Genomic DNA, 16,195 nt, shown 5'->3' with positions numbered 1-16,195 from the left:
CACTTCCCCCTGAACGAAGCCGGGGAGACAGGAACGCCCCCTGTCTCCCCGGCTTCTTCGCCGCCGTCCGTCAGCGGCGGAGCCGCTCCGGCTCGTGCGGCCGCTCCCACGGGGAGGGCTCGTGCGGTGCGTACGGCACGTACGCGGAAGTCCGAGGGGCGCGGTGGCCACCGGGCGCACGGCCCGACTTCGACGGCCACCAGGTCGCCCGGCCGAGCATCGCCACCACCGCGGGCACCAGCACGATCGAGAGGACCAGCGAGGACAGGCCGATGCCCAGCGCGGTGACGAGACCGATCTCCTGGGTGCCCGGTGACGGGTTGACGGCGAGGCTCGCGAACGAACCCGCGAGCACGATCCCGGCCGTCACGATGGCCGGAGCCGTGTGCCGCACCGCGGCGGCCACCGCCTGGCGCGCCGAGCCCGGGCGCCCCATCTCCTCCCGGATGCGGTCGCTGATCAGGATGTTGTAGTCGGTGCCGAGGGCGACGACGAACAGGAAGAGCACGAGCGGCAGCGTGAACGACACCCCCGGCCGGTCGAGGATGTGCTGGAAGACGAGCACCCCGGACCCGAGCGTCGCCGTGAAGCCGAGCCCGATGGCGAGCATGAGGACCATCGGCGCGAGCAGGCTGCGCAGCAGGGCCACCAGGATCAGGGCGATCAGCACGGCGGCCACGGGGAAGACCACCTTGAGGTCCTTCGACACCGCCTCGGACACATCCGCGAAGATCGCGGCCTGCCCGGACACATGGGCCTCGGTCCCGGGCGGCGCCTGCTGCGCGACGACGGGGCGCACCTCGTCGGACACCAGGTCACGGGCCCGCTGCGACTGCACGTCGACGTCCAGATAGAAGTCCACCTTGGCCGCCGTGTGCCGGCCGTTGAGCACGGGCTGCGCCACCCGGCCGACGCCCTCGACCGCCTTCAGCTCCTTGGTCAGCCTCTTGAGGCCCGACGGGTCGATGCGTACGTCACGGCCGGCGCCCTTGGCGGCTTCCTTGCCGTCGGCCGCCGCGACGTACACGGTGTGCGGGCTCGCCACGCCGCCGGGCAGCGCGCGGGATATCTCCTTCGCCGTGACCGCCGCGGGCGTGTCGTCGGGCCCCGCGTCCGTGCCGTAGTCCATCCGCATGCCGAGGGCGCCGGCGCTCAGCGCGCACAGCAGACCCACGCTTGCGGCCACGAACAGGAGCGGACGGCGCGCGACGCGCTCCCCGAGCCGCGCGCTCAGCCCGGCGCGCGGCTCCTGGCGCAGCGCCCGGGACGGCCAGAACATGCCGCGCCCGCAGACCGCGAGCAGCGCCGGCATGAACGTGAGGCTGGCGACGAGCATCACCAGGACGCACACCGCGATGGCCGGGCCGAGCACCTTGAACTGCCCGAAGCTCGCGATCCCCAGCGTGGCGAAGGCGGCCACGATGGTGAGCGCCGCCGAGGTGATGGCCGCCCCGACCCGGCCCGCGCACGCCGCCGCGACACCGCGGGCGTGCTTCCTCCGGTGCGCGCGCGAGTTCTGGTCCGGGCCCGGTTCGGCGCGCAGCAGTTCACGGAACCGGAACAGCATGAACAGGAAGTAGTCGATGCCGATGCCGAGCAGCACCACGGTGATCAGGGACGGCGTCGACGGATCCAGCTTGAAGTCGAAGAGGAGCGCCGTGCCGACCACCGCGCCGGTCGCGGCGCCGCCGACGAGGGCGACCGCGAGCAACGGCAGGACCGCGGCGAGGAAGCTGCGGAAGGCCAGGACGTTCAGGAGCACGATGAGCCCGAAGGTGAGGATCGCGACCAGCTTCTCGGTGTCCTCCTGGGCCTCCGTCGTGTCGGCGATGTCCGCGAGGCCGCCGGTGAAGCCGGTGCGCAGGTCCGCCCGGCCGAACTCCTTCTCGGCGTGGTCGCGGAAGTCCCGGTAGAGGTCCTGGAGCGCGGGGTCGTTCATGTTGCCGTCGAGCGAGACGGAGAGCAGCCGGAACGTGCCGTCGGGCGCCGCGGCTCCGGCCTTCACGACCGGGGTCTGGGAGTGGTCCGTCAGCAGGAACGAGGGCAGGTCGTCGGGGTTGGCCATCTGCACGCGCCGCTCCCCCAGACCTGCGGCGATCCTGTCGATGTGCCGCCGGTCGCCGCCGGTGAGCTTCTTGCCGTCCTCGCGGCCGACGAGCACGGTGACGGCGTTGTCGTCGGGCTTCGCGCCGAACTTGTCCTCGGCGATCTCCATGGCCGCCGCAGAGTCGTACGACTTCGGCAGGAAGCTGCCGACGTCGGGCTGGGTGACACTGTGCATCTTGGCCTGGCCGACCATGGACAGGGCGACGGCGAGCAGCGTCCAGAGCAGGATGAATTTCCAGGCATGACGGGTGGTCAGGGATGTGAGGGAGCGGATCACGGTTCCTCCGGCAGGGGGCTTGGAGCCCGGTCCTGCCGGGCCCTTCCAGAAGATCACCGGCACCCCCGCCGACTCGTCGCCCGCGACGACGAAACCGCCCCGGGACCAGGGCCGTGGCACCCGCCGCGACCAGGACCCAGCTCCTAGCCGCGAACTCCACCCGGGGGAGGACGCCGATGCCCCGCCCCCGGCCTTGAATGGATCACGGACCCGCGCGTAAGGAGAACAACGGCATGCCCGCACGCCCCGGAGACCTCCGGCCGCACCGCCAGGACGTCCTGGTGGCCCTCGGCGCCCTGGTGGTCGAGGTCACCGGCTACGCCCTGAGCATCGAGCCCGGGAGCACGTCCTGGAGCCCGGGCGTCCTCGCGCTGCACCTGCTGCCCGCGACCCCGCTGCTCTGGCACCGGCGCTTCCCCGTGGCCGTCCTCCTCGCCGTCCTCGCCGCGCAGGCCGTGCTCACCCCGCTCACGTCGGTCCCCTACGGCCTGCCCATCTCCCTGGTGGTCGCCCTGTACTCCGTGGCCCGGCTGCGGGGCGCCCGCGTCACCGCCGGGGCGGGGGCGGCGGCTCTCGTCGGCCTCCAGATACCCGGCCTCAGCGAGCACGAGGAGCTGGCCCGCGCGGTCTTCGCGGACGTGGTGGGCGTCGCCATCGCGCTCGCCGTCGGCTGCGCGGCCCGCCGGTGGCAGCGGCAGGACGCCGCCCACCGCAAGCTGCTCGCCGACCACGCGGTGGCCGCCGAGCGCCGCCGCATCGCCCGCGAGCTGCACGACGTCGTGGCCCACCACATCACCGCCATGCAGCTGATGGCGGGCGGCGCCCGGCGGGTGCTCGACCACGACGCGGACCTGGCCCGGGACGCCCTGAAGTCCCTGGAGGACTCCGGCCGCCTCGCGCTCGGCGAGATGCGGCAGCTCCTCGACGTCCTGCGCGCGGACGACGACACCGAGGGCGGCCCGGCCGCGCCCCAGCCGGGCGTGGACGACCTGCCGCGCGTGGTCGCGGACTCGTGCCGGGCGGGCGTCGAGACGGAACTCCTCGTCGAGGGGGTCGAGGGCGCGGCCAGGGAGCTGGCGCCCACCCTGGGTCTCACCGTGTTCCGGATCGTCCAGGAGGCCCTCACCAACGTCCGCAAGCACGCGGGCGGCGCCCACGCGATCGTACGGCTCGACTACGGCCCCGGCCTGCTCACCGTCGAGGTGCGCGACGACGGCTCGGGCAGCGGCGGCACCGCGCGCAGGGGCGGGCCCGGCCACGGCCTGGTCGGCATGCGGGAACGCGTGGCCCTGCACGGCGGCACCCTTGTGGCCGAGCCCGGCCCCGCCGGCGGATTCCAGGTCCTGGCGACCCTGCCACTGCCCGCCGACGGCCCCCGGCCCTCCGACCCCGCCCCCACCGAGAAAGCGACGACCCGGTGACCACGCCACCCCACGCTCCCCTGACCGTCCTGATCGCCGACGATCAGCCCCTGGTACGCCGGGGCCTCGCGCTCATCTTCCACGCCGACCCCGGCGTGACGGTCGTCGGCGAGGCCGGGGACGGCCAGGAGGCCGTCGAACTCGCCCGCAAGCTGCGCCCCGACGTGGTCCTCATGGACATCCGCATGCCCCGCCTGGACGGCGTCGGAGCGACGGCCGCGCTCGCCGCGGAACTGCCCGAGTGCCGGGTCCTGGCGCTGAGCACGTTCGACATGGACGAGTACGTGGTCGGGGCGCTGCGCGCGGGCGCCGCGGGCTTCCTGCCCAAGGACGTCTCACCGGAGGAGCTGGTGGCGGCGGTCCACACCGTCAACGCGGGCGAGGCAGCGGTGGCTCCCCGCCTCCTCACCCGCCTGATCTCCGCGTACGTCACCACGTCCACGTCCGCGCCCCCGCCCCCGCGGGTTCGCCCGGACCTCACGTCCCGCGAGACGGACGTCTGGACCCTCATCGCCAAGGGCTACGACAACACAGAGATAGCGACAGCCCTGCGGATCAGCCCGTCCACGGTGAAGAACCACGTCACAGCGGTCTTCGCCAAACTCGGGGTACGCGACCGCGCCCAGGCGGTCATAGCGGCGTACGAGTCGGCGTTGATCAAACCAGGCAACTGAAGCCCGCCCCGGCAACCGTTTCAGCCCGTCCGTCCGGCGTTTGAGGACGAGGCCCGAAGGGCGGCGTTTGAGGACGAGGCCCGAAGGGCCGAAAAGCGGGGCAAGGGGCGCGGCCCCCTAAGAACGCCTAGGCGACATTGACCCGCTGCCCAGGAGGCGCAGCCTCCAACCAGGCCAGAAACCCGGTGAGCGCATCCTCGCTCATCGCCAGCTCCAGGCGAACCCCCCGGTGCAGGCAGCCCAGAACCACCGCGTCGGACAGCAGCGCCAGCTCTTCCTCACCGTCGGGGGCCCGACGGTCGACGACCTCGATGGACGCACGCTCAAGGACGCGGCGCGGCCTCGGCGCGTACGAGAAGACACGGAACCACTCGACCCGGTCCCCGTTGTAGCGGGCGACGCCGTAGCCCCACCCCTTGCCGGAGGTGTCGGACTCCTCCGCGGGATCGGGCGCGTTCCACCGCAGGCTGCAGTCGAAGGTACCGCCGGAGCGCTGGATCAGCCGGCGGCGCAGTCCGAAGACGAAGAGCCCCAGCAACACCAGCGCGATCAACACAAGTCCGCACACGAGCAGAACGAGGATCATCGGCACCGACCTCCTCGCCTCACCACAGTCTCAAAGAGACTTCCGACACGGACCGAACAACCGCTCCCGAAAAAGCACCCGCATTGCCGCAGCCGCGACCCGGTCCGGAGAACTCCGGACCTGGCCGCGGCTGAGTCACGTCACGCCGCGCGCTGGGGCTCAGCGCGCCGCCACCGCACGCAGTCGGACATCGGCGCGCCGCTCGGCGGAGGCGTCCGCCTCCGACTTGGCACGCTCGAGCGCCCGCTCCGCACGCTGGACGTCGATCTCGTCGGAGAGCTCGGCGATCTCGGCGAGCAGCGACAGCTTGTTGTCGGCGAACGAGATGAATCCGCCGTGCACCGCGGCGACGACGGTCCCGCCGTCGCTCGTGCGGATGGTCACCGGGCCCGACTCCAGCACACCGAGCAGCGGCTGGTGACCGGGCATGACGCCGATGTCGCCGGACGTGGTGCGCGCGACGACCAGGGTGGCCTCGCCGGACCAGACACTGCGGTCCGCGGCGACCAGCTCGACATGCAGCTCAGCAGCCAAGGGTGGCTCCTCGGGTCACCACCCGGCGGTTCAGCCGGGTGTTGGGTCAAATTCTAGTGGGCGTAGGACAAGGGGCGGGACGCGGTACCCGCAAGGGGCCGCGCCCGCCCCCCGTCCTACGTGCAGGAGACTCAGGAAACGCCGAGTTCCTTCGCGTTGGCCTTGAGGTCCTCGAGGCCACCGCACATGAAGAACGCCTGCTCGGGGAAGTGGTCGTACTCGCCGTCGCAGATCGCGTTGAAGGCCGAGATCGACTCGTCGAGCGGGACGTCCGAACCGTCGACGCCGGTGAACTGCTTGGCGACGTGCGTGTTCTGCGACAGGAAGCGCTCCACGCGGCGGGCGCGGGAGACGACCAGCTTGTCCTCTTCGCCGAGCTCGTCGATGCCGAGAATGGCGATGATGTCCTGGAGGTCCTTGTACTTCTGCAGGATGTTCTTGACCCGCATGGCGGTGTCGTAGTGGTCCTGCGCGATGTACCGCGGGTCCAGGATGCGGGACGTGGAGTCCAGCGGGTCCACGGCCGGGTAGATGCCCTTCTCGGAGATCGGACGGGAGAGCACCGTCGTCGCGTCGAGGTGGGCGAACGTGGTCGCCGGGGCCGGGTCGGTCAGGTCGTCCGCGGGGACGTAGATCGCCTGCATCGAGGTGATCGAGTGACCACGCGTCGAGGTGATGCGCTCCTGGAGGAGGCCCATCTCGTCGGCCAGGTTCGGCTGGTAACCCACGGCCGAGGGCATACGACCCAGCAGGGTCGAGACCTCGGAACCGGCCTGCGTGAAGCGGAAGATGTTGTCGATGAAGAACAGCACGTCCTGCTTCTGCACATCGCGGAAGTACTCCGCCATGGTCAGACCGGCCAGGGCCACGCGCAGACGGGTGCCCGGGGGCTCGTCCATCTGGCCGAAGACAAGGGCGGTCTTGTCGATGACGCCCGAGTCCGACATCTCCTCGATGAGGTCGTTGCCCTCACGGGTGCGCTCGCCGACACCGGCGAACACGGAGACACCGTCGTGGTTGTTGGCGACGCGGTAGATCATCTCCTGGATGAGCACCGTCTTGCCGACACCGGCACCGCCGAACAGACCGATCTTTCCACCCTTGACGTACGGGGTGAGAAGGTCGATGACCTTGACGCCGGTCTCGAACATCTCGGTCTTCGACTCGAGCTCGTCGAAGTTCGGGGCCTTGCGGTGGATGGACCAGCGCTCGCCCGTGTACTGCTCGTCGACGTTCAGCACCTCACCGAGGGTGTTGAACACCTTGCCCTTGGTGAAGTCGCCGACCGGGACGGTGATGCCGTCGCCGGTGTCGGTCACCGGGGCCTGGCGGACCAGGCCGTCGGTGGGCTGCATGGAGATGGCGCGGACCAGTCCGTCACCGAGGTGCTGGGCGACCTCGAGCGTCAGGATCTTCTTCGCACCGTCCTGCGCCGGGTCGGCGACCTCGACGTGCAGGGCGTTGTAGATCTCCGGCATCGCGTCGACGGGGAACTCCACGTCGACGACCGGGCCGATGACCCGGGCGACGCGGCCCGTGGCAACGGCCGTCTCAACTGTGGTCGTCATTACTTGTCACTCCCCGCGGTCGCGTCGGCCAGCGCGGACGCGCCACCAACGATCTCGCTGATTTCCTGGGTGATTTCGGCCTGGCGGGCCGCGTTGGCAAGCCGGGACAGATTGTTGATCAGGTCCCCGGCGTTGTCGGTCGCCGACTTCATCGCGCGGCGCGTGGCGGCGTGCTTGGAGGCAGCCGACTGGAGCAGCGCGTTGTAGATACGGCTCTCGACGTAGCGCGGCAGCAGGGCGTCGAGGACGTCCTCCGCCGACGGCTCGAAGTCGTACAGCGGAAGGATCTCGTCCTTCTTCGCCGACTCCTCGGCCACCTCTTCGAGGCTGAGCGGCAGCAGCCGGCTGTCGATGGCCGTCTGCGTCATCATCGAGACGAACTCGGTGTAGACGATGTGGAGTTCATCCACGCCGCCCTCCGCCGTGTCCTTCTCGATGGCCTCGATCAGCGGCCCCGCGACCGTCTTGGCGTCCGCGTACTCGGGCTGGTCGGTGAAGCCGCTCCACTGCTTCGCGATCTTGCGCTCGCGGAAGTTGTAGTGGGCGACACCGCGGCGGCCGACGATGTACGAGTCGACCTCCTTGCCCTCGGCCTCCAGGCGCGCGGTCAGCTGCTCCGCGGCCTTGATGGCGTTGGAGTTGAAGGCGCCGGCCAGACCGCGGTCGCTGGTCAGGAGCAGGACGGCGGCTCGCGTCGCCGTCTCCGCCTCCGTCGTCAGCGGGTGCTGGGTGTTCGAGCCGGTGCCCACCGCCGTGACCGCGCGGGTGAGCTCGGTCGCGTACGGCGTGGAGGCCGCCACCTTGCGCTGCGCCTTGACGACGCGCGAGGCGGCGATCATCTCCATCGCCTTGGTGATCTTCTTGGTCGCCGTGACGGATTTGATGCGACGCTTATAGACCCGGAGCTGGGCTCCCATGAGTCAGGTCCCTTCCGTCGTCACTTGCCGGCAGCGGCAGGAGCGTCCTCGCCGAGAAGCTTCCCGTCCGAGGTCTCGAACTGCTTCTTGAAGTCCGCGACGGCGTCGCCGATGGCCGTGATCGTGTCGTCCGACATCTTGGCGCCCTCCTTGATGGAGGTCATCAGGCCCTGCTCCTTGCGGTGCAGGTAGTCGAGCAGCTCGCGCTCGAAGCGGCGGATGTCGGCGACCGGCACATCGTCCATCCGGCCGGTGGTGCCGGCCCAGATGGAGACGACCTGGTCCTCGGTGGCCATCGGCTGGTACTGAGCCTGCTTGAGCAGCTCGACCATCCGCTGACCGCGCTCGAGCTGCGCCTTGGACGCGGCGTCCAGGTCGGAACCGAAGGCGGCGAACGCCTCCAGCTCACGGAACTGGGCGAGGTCCACGCGCAGTCGGCCGGAGACCTGACGCATCGCCTTGTGCTGAGCGGAACCACCGACTCGGGACACGGAGATACCGACGTTCAGCGCGGGGCGCTGACCGGCGTTGAACAGGTCCGACTCCAGGAAGCACTGGCCGTCGGTGATGGAGATGACGTTGGTCGGGATGAACGCCGAGACGTCGTTGGCCTTCGTCTCGACGATCGGCAGACCGGTCATCGAGCCCGCGCCCATCTCGTCGGAGAGCTTGGCGCAGCGCTCCAGGAGGCGGGAGTGCAGGTAGAAGACGTCACCGGGGTACGCCTCGCGCCCCGGCGGGCGGCGGAGCAGCAGGGACACGGCGCGGTAGGCGTCGGCCTGCTTCGAGAGGTCGTCGAAGATGATGAGGACGTGCTTGCCCTCGTACATCCACTGCTGGCCGATGGCCGAGCCGGTGTACGGCGCCAGGTACTTGAAGCCGGCCGGGTCGGACGCCGGGGCGGCGACGATGGTCGTGTACTCCAGGGCGCCGGCCTCTTCGAGGGCACCACGCACGGAGGCGATGGTCGAGCCCTTCTGACCGATGGCGACGTAGACGCAGCGGACCTGCTTCTTCACGTCGCCGGAGCGCCAGTTGTCGCGCTGGTTGATGATCGTGTCGACGGCCAGGGCGGTCTTGCCGGTCTGGCGGTCACCAATGATCAGCTGACGCTGGCCACGGCCGATCGGGGTCATGGCGTCGACGGCCTTGTAACCCGTCTCCATCGGCTCGTGCACCGACTTACGGGCCATGACGCCCGGAGCCTGCAGCTCGAGGGCGCGGCGGCCGGACGTCTCGATCTCGCCGAGGCCGTCGATCGGGTTGCCGAGCGGGTCGACGACGCGGCCGAGGTAGCCCTCGCCCACCGCGACCGACAGGACCTCGCCGGTGCGCTGCACCGACTGACCCTCCTCGATGCCGCTGAACTCACCGAGGATGATCGAACCGATCTCGCGCTCTTCCAGGTTCAGCGCGAGACCAAGGGTCCCGTCCTCGAACTTCAGCAGTTCGTTGGCCATGGCCGAGGGCAGGCCCTCGACCTTCGCGATGCCATCGCCGGCCAGGGTGACCGTACCGACCTCCTCGCGCGAGGCCGCGTCCGGCTTGTACGCCTGGACAAAGTTCTCCAGCGCGTCCCGGATCTCCTCCGGCCGGATCGTGAGCTCCGCCATCTGGGTTCCCTGCTCTCCTTGTTGGGCCCGAAGTTTCTTTGGGGGATCTGGGGGCTCCCCCCAGAAACTTTGCATCCTCTGCACGGCCCAACTCGGGCCGTTGGTCTTGCTTGTTGAGTTACTAGCCCGCCATGCGGCGGTGCGCGTCCTCGATGCGGTCCGCGATGGAGCCGTTGATGACCTCGTCGCCCACCTGCACCCGGATCCCGCCGAGGACCTCGGGGTCCACGTCGAGGTTCAGGTGCATCTGGCGGCCGTAGATCTTCGCGAGCGCCGCGCCGAGCCGCTGCTTCTGCTGGTCCGACAGCGGAACAGCGGACGTGACGACGGCGACCATGCGCTCCCGGCGGTCCGCGGCCAGCTTGGAGAGGGACTCCAGTCCCGCTTCCAGGCTACGTCCACGGGGCGCGGTCACAAGACGCGCGACCAGGCGCTCCGTGGCGGCGTCCGCACGCCCGCCGAGCAGGCTGCGCAGCAGCTCGCTCTTGGCCGTCGCGGTCGCGGCGCGGTCGGTGAGCGCCGCTCGCAGCTCGGTGCTGGAGGCGACGATCCGGCCGAACCGGAAGAGCTCGTCCTCGACGGTGTCCAGCGCGCCCGACTTCTGCGCGGCGGTCAGGTCGGCGAGGTCGGTCAGCTCCTCCAGGGCGTCCACCAGGTCGCGCGACTGCGACCAGCGGGAGCGCACCATGCCGGCGACCAGGTCAGCGGTCTCGCCGCCGACCTTGCCGCCGAGCAGCCGTCCGGCCAGCTCGGCCTTGGCCTCTCCGGACTGCGCCGGGTCGGTCAGGACCCGACGCAGCGAGACCTCGCGGTCGAGCAGCGCGGTGACCGCGGCCAGCTCGTCCGCCAGTTGCTTCGCGTCGACCGTGGTGTTGTCGGTCAGCGCGTCGAGACGCTCACGCGCGGCGGCCAGGGCCTCGCGGCTGGCTCCATGCGCTGTCATCGAGTCGCCTCGGCCTTCACGTCGAGCTCGTCGAGGAAGCGGTCGATCGTGCGGCTCTGGCGGGCGTGCTCCTCGAGCGACTCACCGACGAGCTTGCCGGCCAGTTCGGTGGCCAGCTGGCCCACGTCCTGGCGCAGGGCCTGCGCGGCGGCCTTGCGGTCGGCCTCGATCTGGGCGTGACCGGCGGCGACGATCTCCTCGCGCTGCCGCTGGCCCTCGGCCCGCATCTCGGCGATGAGCTGGGCGCCCTGCTCCTGCGCCTCCTGGCGCAGACGCGCGGCCTCGTGCCGGGCCTCGGCGAGCTGAGCCTTGTACTGCTCAAGAACGCTCTGGGCCTCGGTCTGAGCGGCCTCGGCCTTCTCGATACCGCCCTCGATCGCCTCCCGGCGCTCTTCCAGAACCTTGTTGATGTTCGGGATGAGCTTCTTCCAGAAGAAGAAGAACACGATGGCGAAGGCGATGGTGCCGACGAGCAGCTCGGGGCCCGGAGGAATGAGCGGGTTCTGCTCCTCCTCGGCCGCCAGCTGAACCAGGTTGGCGATCACATCAGTGCCTTTCGTCGAACGGGACTAATCGTCTGCGGCGATCAGGAGCCGTAGACGAACGGCATCACGATGCCGATGAGGGCGAGCGCCTCACAGAAGGCGAAGCCGAGGATCTGGTTGGCACGGATCAGACCGGCGGCCTCGGGCTGCCGGGCGAGAGCCTCGGTGCCCTTACCGAAGACGATGCCAACACCGATGCCGGGGCCGATGGCCGCGAGGCCGTAGCCGATGGAGCCGAGGGCCTTGATGTCACCCTGGAGGGCGGCGAGCTCGAGAGTCGCGGACATGCCGTTACTTCCTTCTCTTTCTTGGACCGGTGGGGGTTGGCCACCGGGCGCTTAGGGGGTTGCGGAGGGGCTCAGTGATGCTCGGCGAGAGCGCCCTGGATGTACGAGCAGGCAAGGAGCACGAAGACGTACGCCTGGACGGCCTGCACGAAGAGTTCGAAGCCGATCATGGCGATCGTCATCACGAAGGAGACACCGGCCGCCGGGATCAACCAGCTGTTCAGCAGGTACCAGGAGGCGACGGTGAACATCACCAGCATCAGGTGACCGGCGAACATGTTGGCGAAGAGTCGCACCGCGTGCGTGAACGGGCGCACCAGCAGGTTCGAGAAGAACTCGATGAACGCGACGAGCCACTTGATCGGGCCGAGCGAGTTGTCGTAGCCGGTGATGTTCTTCCAGCCGCCGACGAAACCGTGGCGCTTGAACGTCAGGGGCACCCAGACGAAGTAGACGATGCCCGCGAGCACGAACGGGTAGGCGATCACCGATGACACCGGGAACTGGGCCAGCGGGACCACGGACCAGATGTTCATGATCCAGATGAAGAAGAACAGCGAGACCATCAGGGGGACGTACTTCTCGCCCTCCTTCTTGCCCATGGTCTCGTAAACGATCCCGCGGCGTACGAAGTCGTAGCCGGCCTCGCCGATCATCTGGACCTTGCCGGGGACCATCTTCGCCTTGCCGAAAGCGGCGTAGAAGAAGGTCACCACGACCGCGGTCGCGATCAGGGCGAGCAGCATCACCTTGTTGAACTCGAACCCACCGACCTCGAAGATCGGCTTGAAGAGGAACGAGTGCAGGCCCGGAGCCGGGAAGCCACAGCCGTTGTCGGACATGATCCGACAGCTCCAGTCAAAGGCGAGCTCAGTTTGGTCAGCACTCACCGCGGGCTCCTTCGGCGTGACGCATAGGTACGGCAACCTCGTTGTCGTGTCGGCGCGGCGCGCAGCCGCGGGTCGGCACCGGACTGGTGTTTCGGAAGTGTGAGCGGCGCTCAGGCATCGAGCCTCGCGATGGTGCAGGCGTCAGCTCAGATGCCCGCGCCTGCAGTGCCGCAGTTGGCACCGGACGATAGCAGCATCTCGAACGTGCATTTATCCCGGCCCTACCTCTCACGTCGAGGACCCCGACTTCTCCGCCTTCTCACTCTTCTCGGAGGAGTTGGCGGAGGAAGGTTCGGGTTCCGGGTCGACGTAGAAGATCTTGGCCTTCATGTGTGCACGAGCCTGCGAAGCCATCCACACGACGGTCGTGACGGCGAGCGCGAGCGCGAAAACCTTCGGGTTGAACAGGGTGGTGTCCTTGAACAGACCCATGAAGAGAAGAAGCAGCAGCAGCTGGGCGACGTAGAGCATCATGCCCATCGCCTGGAACAACTGCGGAAGCGATTTTGCCGTCCGCTGCAGGACGTACACACCGAGCCCCATGAACGCGACGACCACCGCGGTGCCGACGACAGCGCCGAGTGCCCCCTTGCCGCCCGAGACCACGCCGCTGACGACGGCGATGATCGCGCCGACGGCAGCAGTGGGCACGGCGCACTGCAGGAGATTCCGGGTGTCTTGAGACGGCATGGCGGCAGCTCCGCTTACAGATGGGGGCAGGGTGTCGTCATGGACGAGCGTAGACCCGGGCCGAGTGGGGTCCTCGGGCCAAGAGACCGTCGCACTACGGTCCTTCGGCTCTGTTGCCGGGTTTCGTGAACGGTATCACAAACTATTTGATGAGGTCTTTACCTGCCCGGTGTGCTCGCCGTCACACATGAGAAGTAACGCGCGCGTCTGTGCACGGGAGCGGGCGACTTGTCTGGTAATGGAGCGGTTTGACCGCCCCCGCCTCCCGGGTCAACGCGACGAGCCCGCCTTGCGCCGGTCCAGGAAACGCGGCCGGGTGCCCAGCGCCGTCGCCCCGTTGACGCCGACGCCCACGGGCCGGCGGGCCTGCCCGTCCTCGCCCGCCTCCCCCATCTCGGCGACCTCGGCGGTGCCGGAGGCCCCGGCGCCGGCCTCCCCCGCCCGGTACGCGGACCCGTCGGCCGCCGTCTCCCCCGCGAGCGCCGCCCGCCTGCTGCGCCGGTACCGCGGCGGCACGAAGCCCTCCGCCCAGCCGGGCGTGCGCGGGGTGAAGCGCGGCAGCAGGAGCAGGGCCAGGCCGACCGCGCTCAGGGCGACGATCAGGAGCAGGATCCACATGTTCGTGGAGTGCACCGAGTACGCGACGGTGCCGAAGGCGATGAGGGCCGACCAGAAGTACATGATCAGGACGGCGCGGCTGTGCGAGTGGCCGACCTCAAGGAGCCGGTGGTGCAGGTGGCCGCGGTCGGCGGCGAACGGCGACTGGCCCTTCCAGGTGCGGCGCACGATGGCGAGCACCAGGTCCGCGAACGGGATCGCGATGATCGTCAGCGGCATCAGCAGCGGGATGAAGACCGGGAGCATCGCGTGCGTGGCATCGCGGGTGCCGCCGAGGTTCAGCTTCATCGCGTCCGGGTCGACCTGCCCGGTGATGGAGATGGCGCCGGCGGCGAGCACGAGGCCGATCAGCATCGAGCCGGAGTCGCCCATGAAGATCCTGGCCGGATGCATGTTGTGCGGCAGGAAGCCCAGGCACATGCCCATCAGGATGGCGGCGAAGAGCGTGGCGGGGGCGGCGGCCTCGATCCCGTACCCGTACCAGATCCGGTAGGCGTACATGAAGAACGCCGCCGCGGCGATGCACACCATGCCCGCGGCCAGACCGTCGAGGCCGTCGACGAAGTTCACGGCGTTGATGGTGATGACCACGAGGGCGACGGTGAGGAGCGTGCCCTGCCACTGGGTCAGGGACACCGTGCCCGCGCCCGGGATGGGCAGCCACAGGATCGTCAGGCCCTGCATGACCATGACGCCCGCGGCGATCATCTGGCCGCCGAGCTTGATCAGCGCGTCGATCTCGAACTTGTCGTCGAGGACGCCGATGAGCCAGATCAGCGCGGCGCCGGAGAGCAGCGCGCGGGGCTCGTTCGACTTCGTGAAGACCTCGTTGAGGTTCGGCAGGTGATCGGCGACCAGGAGGCCCGCGCACAGCCCGAAGAACATCGCGATACCGCCGAGCCGGGGCGTCGGCTCCCGGTGCACGTCGCGCGCGCGGATCTCCGGCATGGCGCCGGCCACGATCGCGAACTTCCGCACCGGGCCGGTCAGCAGATAGGTCACCGCGGCCGTGATGCAGAGCGTCAGCAGATATTCACGCACGGGCTTCCCCACAGGTATCGCTGGCCATCTCAGCACCACACCCTAGCTTCGCGCGCATAAGGTTGGGGACGCATGGGTAGCGAGGATCGTTGCACACGTCCGCTAGAGCGGCCCCGCGACCGGCGTTTCCGCGGCCGGATACGGCGGAAACCGGCCAGCCAGCTCCCGCACCTCGCCCCTGACGTTGTCCTCCTCACGGACGGCCGCCGCGAACAGCGCGGCGACGCGCGCCATTTCACCCTCGCCCATGCCCTGCGTGGTGACGGCGGCCGTGCCGAGCCGCAGCCCCCGGCCGTCGGCGTCCGGCAGCGCGCAGGTGTCGAGCACCAGACCGGCCGCGGCGAGACGGCCGCGGGCCACATGGGCGTCCACGCCGTGCGGGGCGGGATCGACGAGGACGAGATGCGTATCGGTGCCGCCGGTGCTCACACCGAAGCCCTCGGCGGCGAGCGCGGCCGCCAACACCCTTGCGTTCGCGACGACTTGATGGGCGTACGCGGTGAAGGCCGGCGTCGCCGCCTCGCCGAACGCCACCGCCTTGGCGGCGATCGTGTGCATCTGGGCGCCGCCCTGGGTGAACGGGAACACCGCCCGGTCGACCCGCTCCGCCAGGTCGCCCCGGCACAGGATCATGCCGCCGCGCGGGCCGCGAAGCACCTTGTGGGTGGTGGCGCACACCACGTCCGCGTACGGCACGGGGCTGGGCGCCGCGCCGCCCGCGACCAGGCCCATGGGGTGGGCGGCGTCCGCGATGAGGCAGGCGCCCACGTCGTCCGCCACGTCGCGGAAGGCCGCGTAGTCGATGTGCCGGGGGTAGGCGATCGAGCCACAGACGATCGCCTTGGGGCGGTGGGTGCGGGCCAGGGCGCGGACCTGGTCGTAGTCGATCAGGCCGCTCTCCGGGTCGAGCCCGTACCCCACGAAGTCGAACCAGCGGCCCGAGAAGTTCGCGGGCGATCCGTGCGTGAGGTGGCCGCCGTAGGGCAGGCCCATCGCCAGGACCGTGTCTCCCGGGCGCAGCAGGGCCGCGTACGCGGCCAGGACCGCCGAGGAGCCCGAGTGGGACTGTACGTTCGCGTGGTCGGCGCCGAAGAGGGCCTTGGCGCGGTCCGTGGCGATGCGTTCCGCGACGTCCACGAGTTCGCAGCCGCCGTGGTGGCGGGCGCCGGGGTAGCCCTCCGCGTACTTGTTCGCCAGCGGGGAGCCCAGGGCCGTCAGGACGGCCCTGGACGTGAAGTTCTCGGCCGCGATCAGCTGGAGGCTCGTCGACTGGCGGTCGAACTCGCCGAGGACCACCTCCGCGAGTTCCGGGTCCTGCCGGCGCAGCACGTCGTACGCCGCCGCAGCGGCGGGCTCCACACCGGCCGTCGTCATCTTTCCAATGTAGGCCGGGGGGCGGGCGACTGCGCGGTGGGCGCTACCGCGACGGTCCCCAACCCCACCCCCTTCCCGAAACCGGGGGCTCCGCCGGAGGGGCTAGAAATA

Annotated in this window: 15 protein-coding genes; 2 read left to right on the top strand and 13 right to left on the bottom strand. The window is 69.8% G+C overall.

Translation table 11 applies throughout. The annotated features are described in order from the left end of the window. Positions 1-70: 70 nt before the first annotated feature. Positions 71-2,503 carry an MMPL family transporter gene (locus STRAU_RS25390; protein WP_016643260.1) on the bottom strand — a complete coding sequence of 811 codons (2,433 nt, stop codon included), beginning with the start codon at positions 2,501-2,503 and terminating at the stop codon, positions 71-73. Positions 2,504-2,616: 113 nt separating this feature from the next. On the opposite strand from STRAU_RS25390, the gene STRAU_RS25385 reads away from it, so the two are divergent. Next, a complete protein-coding gene (locus STRAU_RS25385; RefSeq protein WP_052029250.1) occupies positions 2,617-3,804 on the top strand; it encodes a sensor histidine kinase in 1,188 nt (395 codons plus the stop codon). Further along, the gene (locus STRAU_RS25380; protein WP_016643258.1) at positions 3,801-4,478 is read left to right on the top strand and encodes a response regulator; all 678 of its coding nucleotides are present in this window, start codon (positions 3,801-3,803) and stop codon (positions 4,476-4,478) included. The genes STRAU_RS25385 and STRAU_RS25380 overlap by 4 nt, the downstream gene beginning before the upstream one ends. 127 nt (positions 4,479-4,605) lie before the next feature. Here the strand turns inward: STRAU_RS25380 and STRAU_RS25375 are convergent, their stop codons facing one another. The 12 genes from STRAU_RS25375 to STRAU_RS25320 all read right to left on the bottom strand — a co-directional run bounded on the left by STRAU_RS25375 (position 4,606) and on the right by STRAU_RS25320 (position 16,084). Next, a complete protein-coding gene (locus tag STRAU_RS25375) occupies positions 4,606-5,064 on the bottom strand; it encodes a DUF2550 domain-containing protein (protein ID WP_037661813.1) in 459 nt (152 codons plus the stop codon). A gap of 159 nt (positions 5,065-5,223) precedes the next feature. Next, on the bottom strand, positions 5,224-5,598 hold the full coding sequence (locus tag STRAU_RS25370; RefSeq protein WP_016643256.1) for a F0F1 ATP synthase subunit epsilon: 375 nt from the start codon (positions 5,596-5,598) through the stop codon (positions 5,224-5,226). Positions 5,599-5,729: 131 nt separating this feature from the next. Next, a complete protein-coding gene (atpD, locus tag STRAU_RS25365) occupies positions 5,730-7,166 on the bottom strand; it encodes a F0F1 ATP synthase subunit beta (protein ID WP_016643255.1) in 1,437 nt (478 codons plus the stop codon). Next, complete coding sequence (locus tag STRAU_RS25360; protein ID WP_016643254.1) at positions 7,166-8,083, bottom strand: F0F1 ATP synthase subunit gamma; 918 nt, start codon at positions 8,081-8,083, stop codon at positions 7,166-7,168. The genes atpD and STRAU_RS25360 overlap by 1 nt, the downstream gene beginning before the upstream one ends. Positions 8,084-8,103: 20 nt before the next feature. Beyond that, on the bottom strand, positions 8,104-9,696 hold the full coding sequence (gene atpA / locus STRAU_RS25355; RefSeq protein WP_016643253.1) for a F0F1 ATP synthase subunit alpha: 1,593 nt from the start codon (positions 9,694-9,696) through the stop codon (positions 8,104-8,106). A 121-nt stretch (positions 9,697-9,817) separates the two neighbouring features. Then, entirely contained in the window at positions 9,818-10,639 is an 822-nt protein-coding gene (locus STRAU_RS25350; protein ID WP_016643252.1) for a F0F1 ATP synthase subunit delta, read from the bottom strand. Then, positions 10,636-11,184: a F0F1 ATP synthase subunit B gene (locus STRAU_RS25345; protein ID WP_016643251.1), complete on the bottom strand. Its 549-nt coding sequence runs from the start codon at positions 11,182-11,184 to the stop codon at positions 10,636-10,638. The genes STRAU_RS25350 and STRAU_RS25345 overlap by 4 nt, the downstream gene beginning before the upstream one ends. Before the next feature lie 41 nt (positions 11,185-11,225). After that, positions 11,226-11,471, bottom strand: a complete 246-nt coding sequence (gene atpE / locus STRAU_RS25340) for an ATP synthase F0 subunit C (RefSeq protein WP_016643250.1) — start codon at positions 11,469-11,471, stop codon at positions 11,226-11,228. A 71-nt stretch (positions 11,472-11,542) separates the two neighbouring features. After that, positions 11,543-12,313, bottom strand: coding sequence for a F0F1 ATP synthase subunit A (atpB, locus tag STRAU_RS25335; protein ID WP_016643249.1), 771 nt, complete (start codon positions 12,311-12,313; stop codon positions 11,543-11,545). A 276-nt stretch (positions 12,314-12,589) separates the two neighbouring features. After that, positions 12,590-13,051: a Cg1360 family ATP-synthase-associated protein gene (locus tag STRAU_RS25330; RefSeq protein WP_037661810.1), complete on the bottom strand. Its 462-nt coding sequence runs from the start codon at positions 13,049-13,051 to the stop codon at positions 12,590-12,592. A gap of 270 nt (positions 13,052-13,321) precedes the next feature. Continuing rightward, the gene (locus tag STRAU_RS25325) at positions 13,322-14,710 is read right to left on the bottom strand and encodes an MraY family glycosyltransferase (RefSeq protein ID WP_037661808.1); all 1,389 of its coding nucleotides are present in this window, start codon (positions 14,708-14,710) and stop codon (positions 13,322-13,324) included. A gap of 102 nt (positions 14,711-14,812) precedes the next feature. Next, positions 14,813-16,084, bottom strand: coding sequence for a serine hydroxymethyltransferase (locus tag STRAU_RS25320; RefSeq protein ID WP_016643246.1), 1,272 nt, complete (start codon positions 16,082-16,084; stop codon positions 14,813-14,815). Positions 16,085-16,195: the final 111 nt, after the last annotated feature.

It is taken from the genome of Streptomyces aurantiacus JA 4570 (assembly GCF_000414115.1).
GTDB classification, from domain to species: domain Bacteria; phylum Actinomycetota; class Actinomycetes; order Streptomycetales; family Streptomycetaceae; genus Streptomyces; species Streptomyces aurantiacus_A.
The sequence above is the reverse complement of the archived record's forward strand: the minus strand, read 5'-3'. Positions and strand labels throughout refer to the sequence as shown.

What these genes read in the sequence shown, in the direction of transcription:
- STRAU_RS25320 (WP_016643246.1), bottom strand. Translation starts at nt 16,084, where the DNA reads ATGACGACGGCCGGTGTGGAGCCCGCCGCTGCGGCGGCGTACGACGTG.
- STRAU_RS25350 (WP_016643252.1), bottom strand. Translation starts at nt 10,639, where the DNA reads ATGACAGCGCATGGAGCCAGCCGCGAGGCCCTGGCCGCCGCGCGTGAG.
- atpD (WP_016643255.1), bottom strand. Translation starts at nt 7,166, where the DNA reads ATGACGACCACAGTTGAGACGGCCGTTGCCACGGGCCGCGTCGCCCGG.
- STRAU_RS25385 (WP_052029250.1), top strand. Translation starts at nt 2,617, where the DNA reads ATGCCCGCACGCCCCGGAGACCTCCGGCCGCACCGCCAGGACGTCCTG.
- atpB (WP_016643249.1), bottom strand. Translation starts at nt 12,313, where the DNA reads ATGTCCGACAACGGCTGTGGCTTCCCGGCTCCGGGCCTGCACTCGTTC.
- atpA (WP_016643253.1), bottom strand. Translation starts at nt 9,696, where the DNA reads ATGGCGGAGCTCACGATCCGGCCGGAGGAGATCCGGGACGCGCTGGAG.
- STRAU_RS25330 (WP_037661810.1), bottom strand. Translation starts at nt 13,051, where the DNA reads ATGCCGTCTCAAGACACCCGGAATCTCCTGCAGTGCGCCGTGCCCACT.
- STRAU_RS25375 (WP_037661813.1), bottom strand. Translation starts at nt 5,064, where the DNA reads ATGATCCTCGTTCTGCTCGTGTGCGGACTTGTGTTGATCGCGCTGGTG.
- STRAU_RS25360 (WP_016643254.1), bottom strand. Translation starts at nt 8,083, where the DNA reads ATGGGAGCCCAGCTCCGGGTCTATAAGCGTCGCATCAAATCCGTCACG.
- atpE (WP_016643250.1), bottom strand. Translation starts at nt 11,471, where the DNA reads ATGTCCGCGACTCTCGAGCTCGCCGCCCTCCAGGGTGACATCAAGGCC.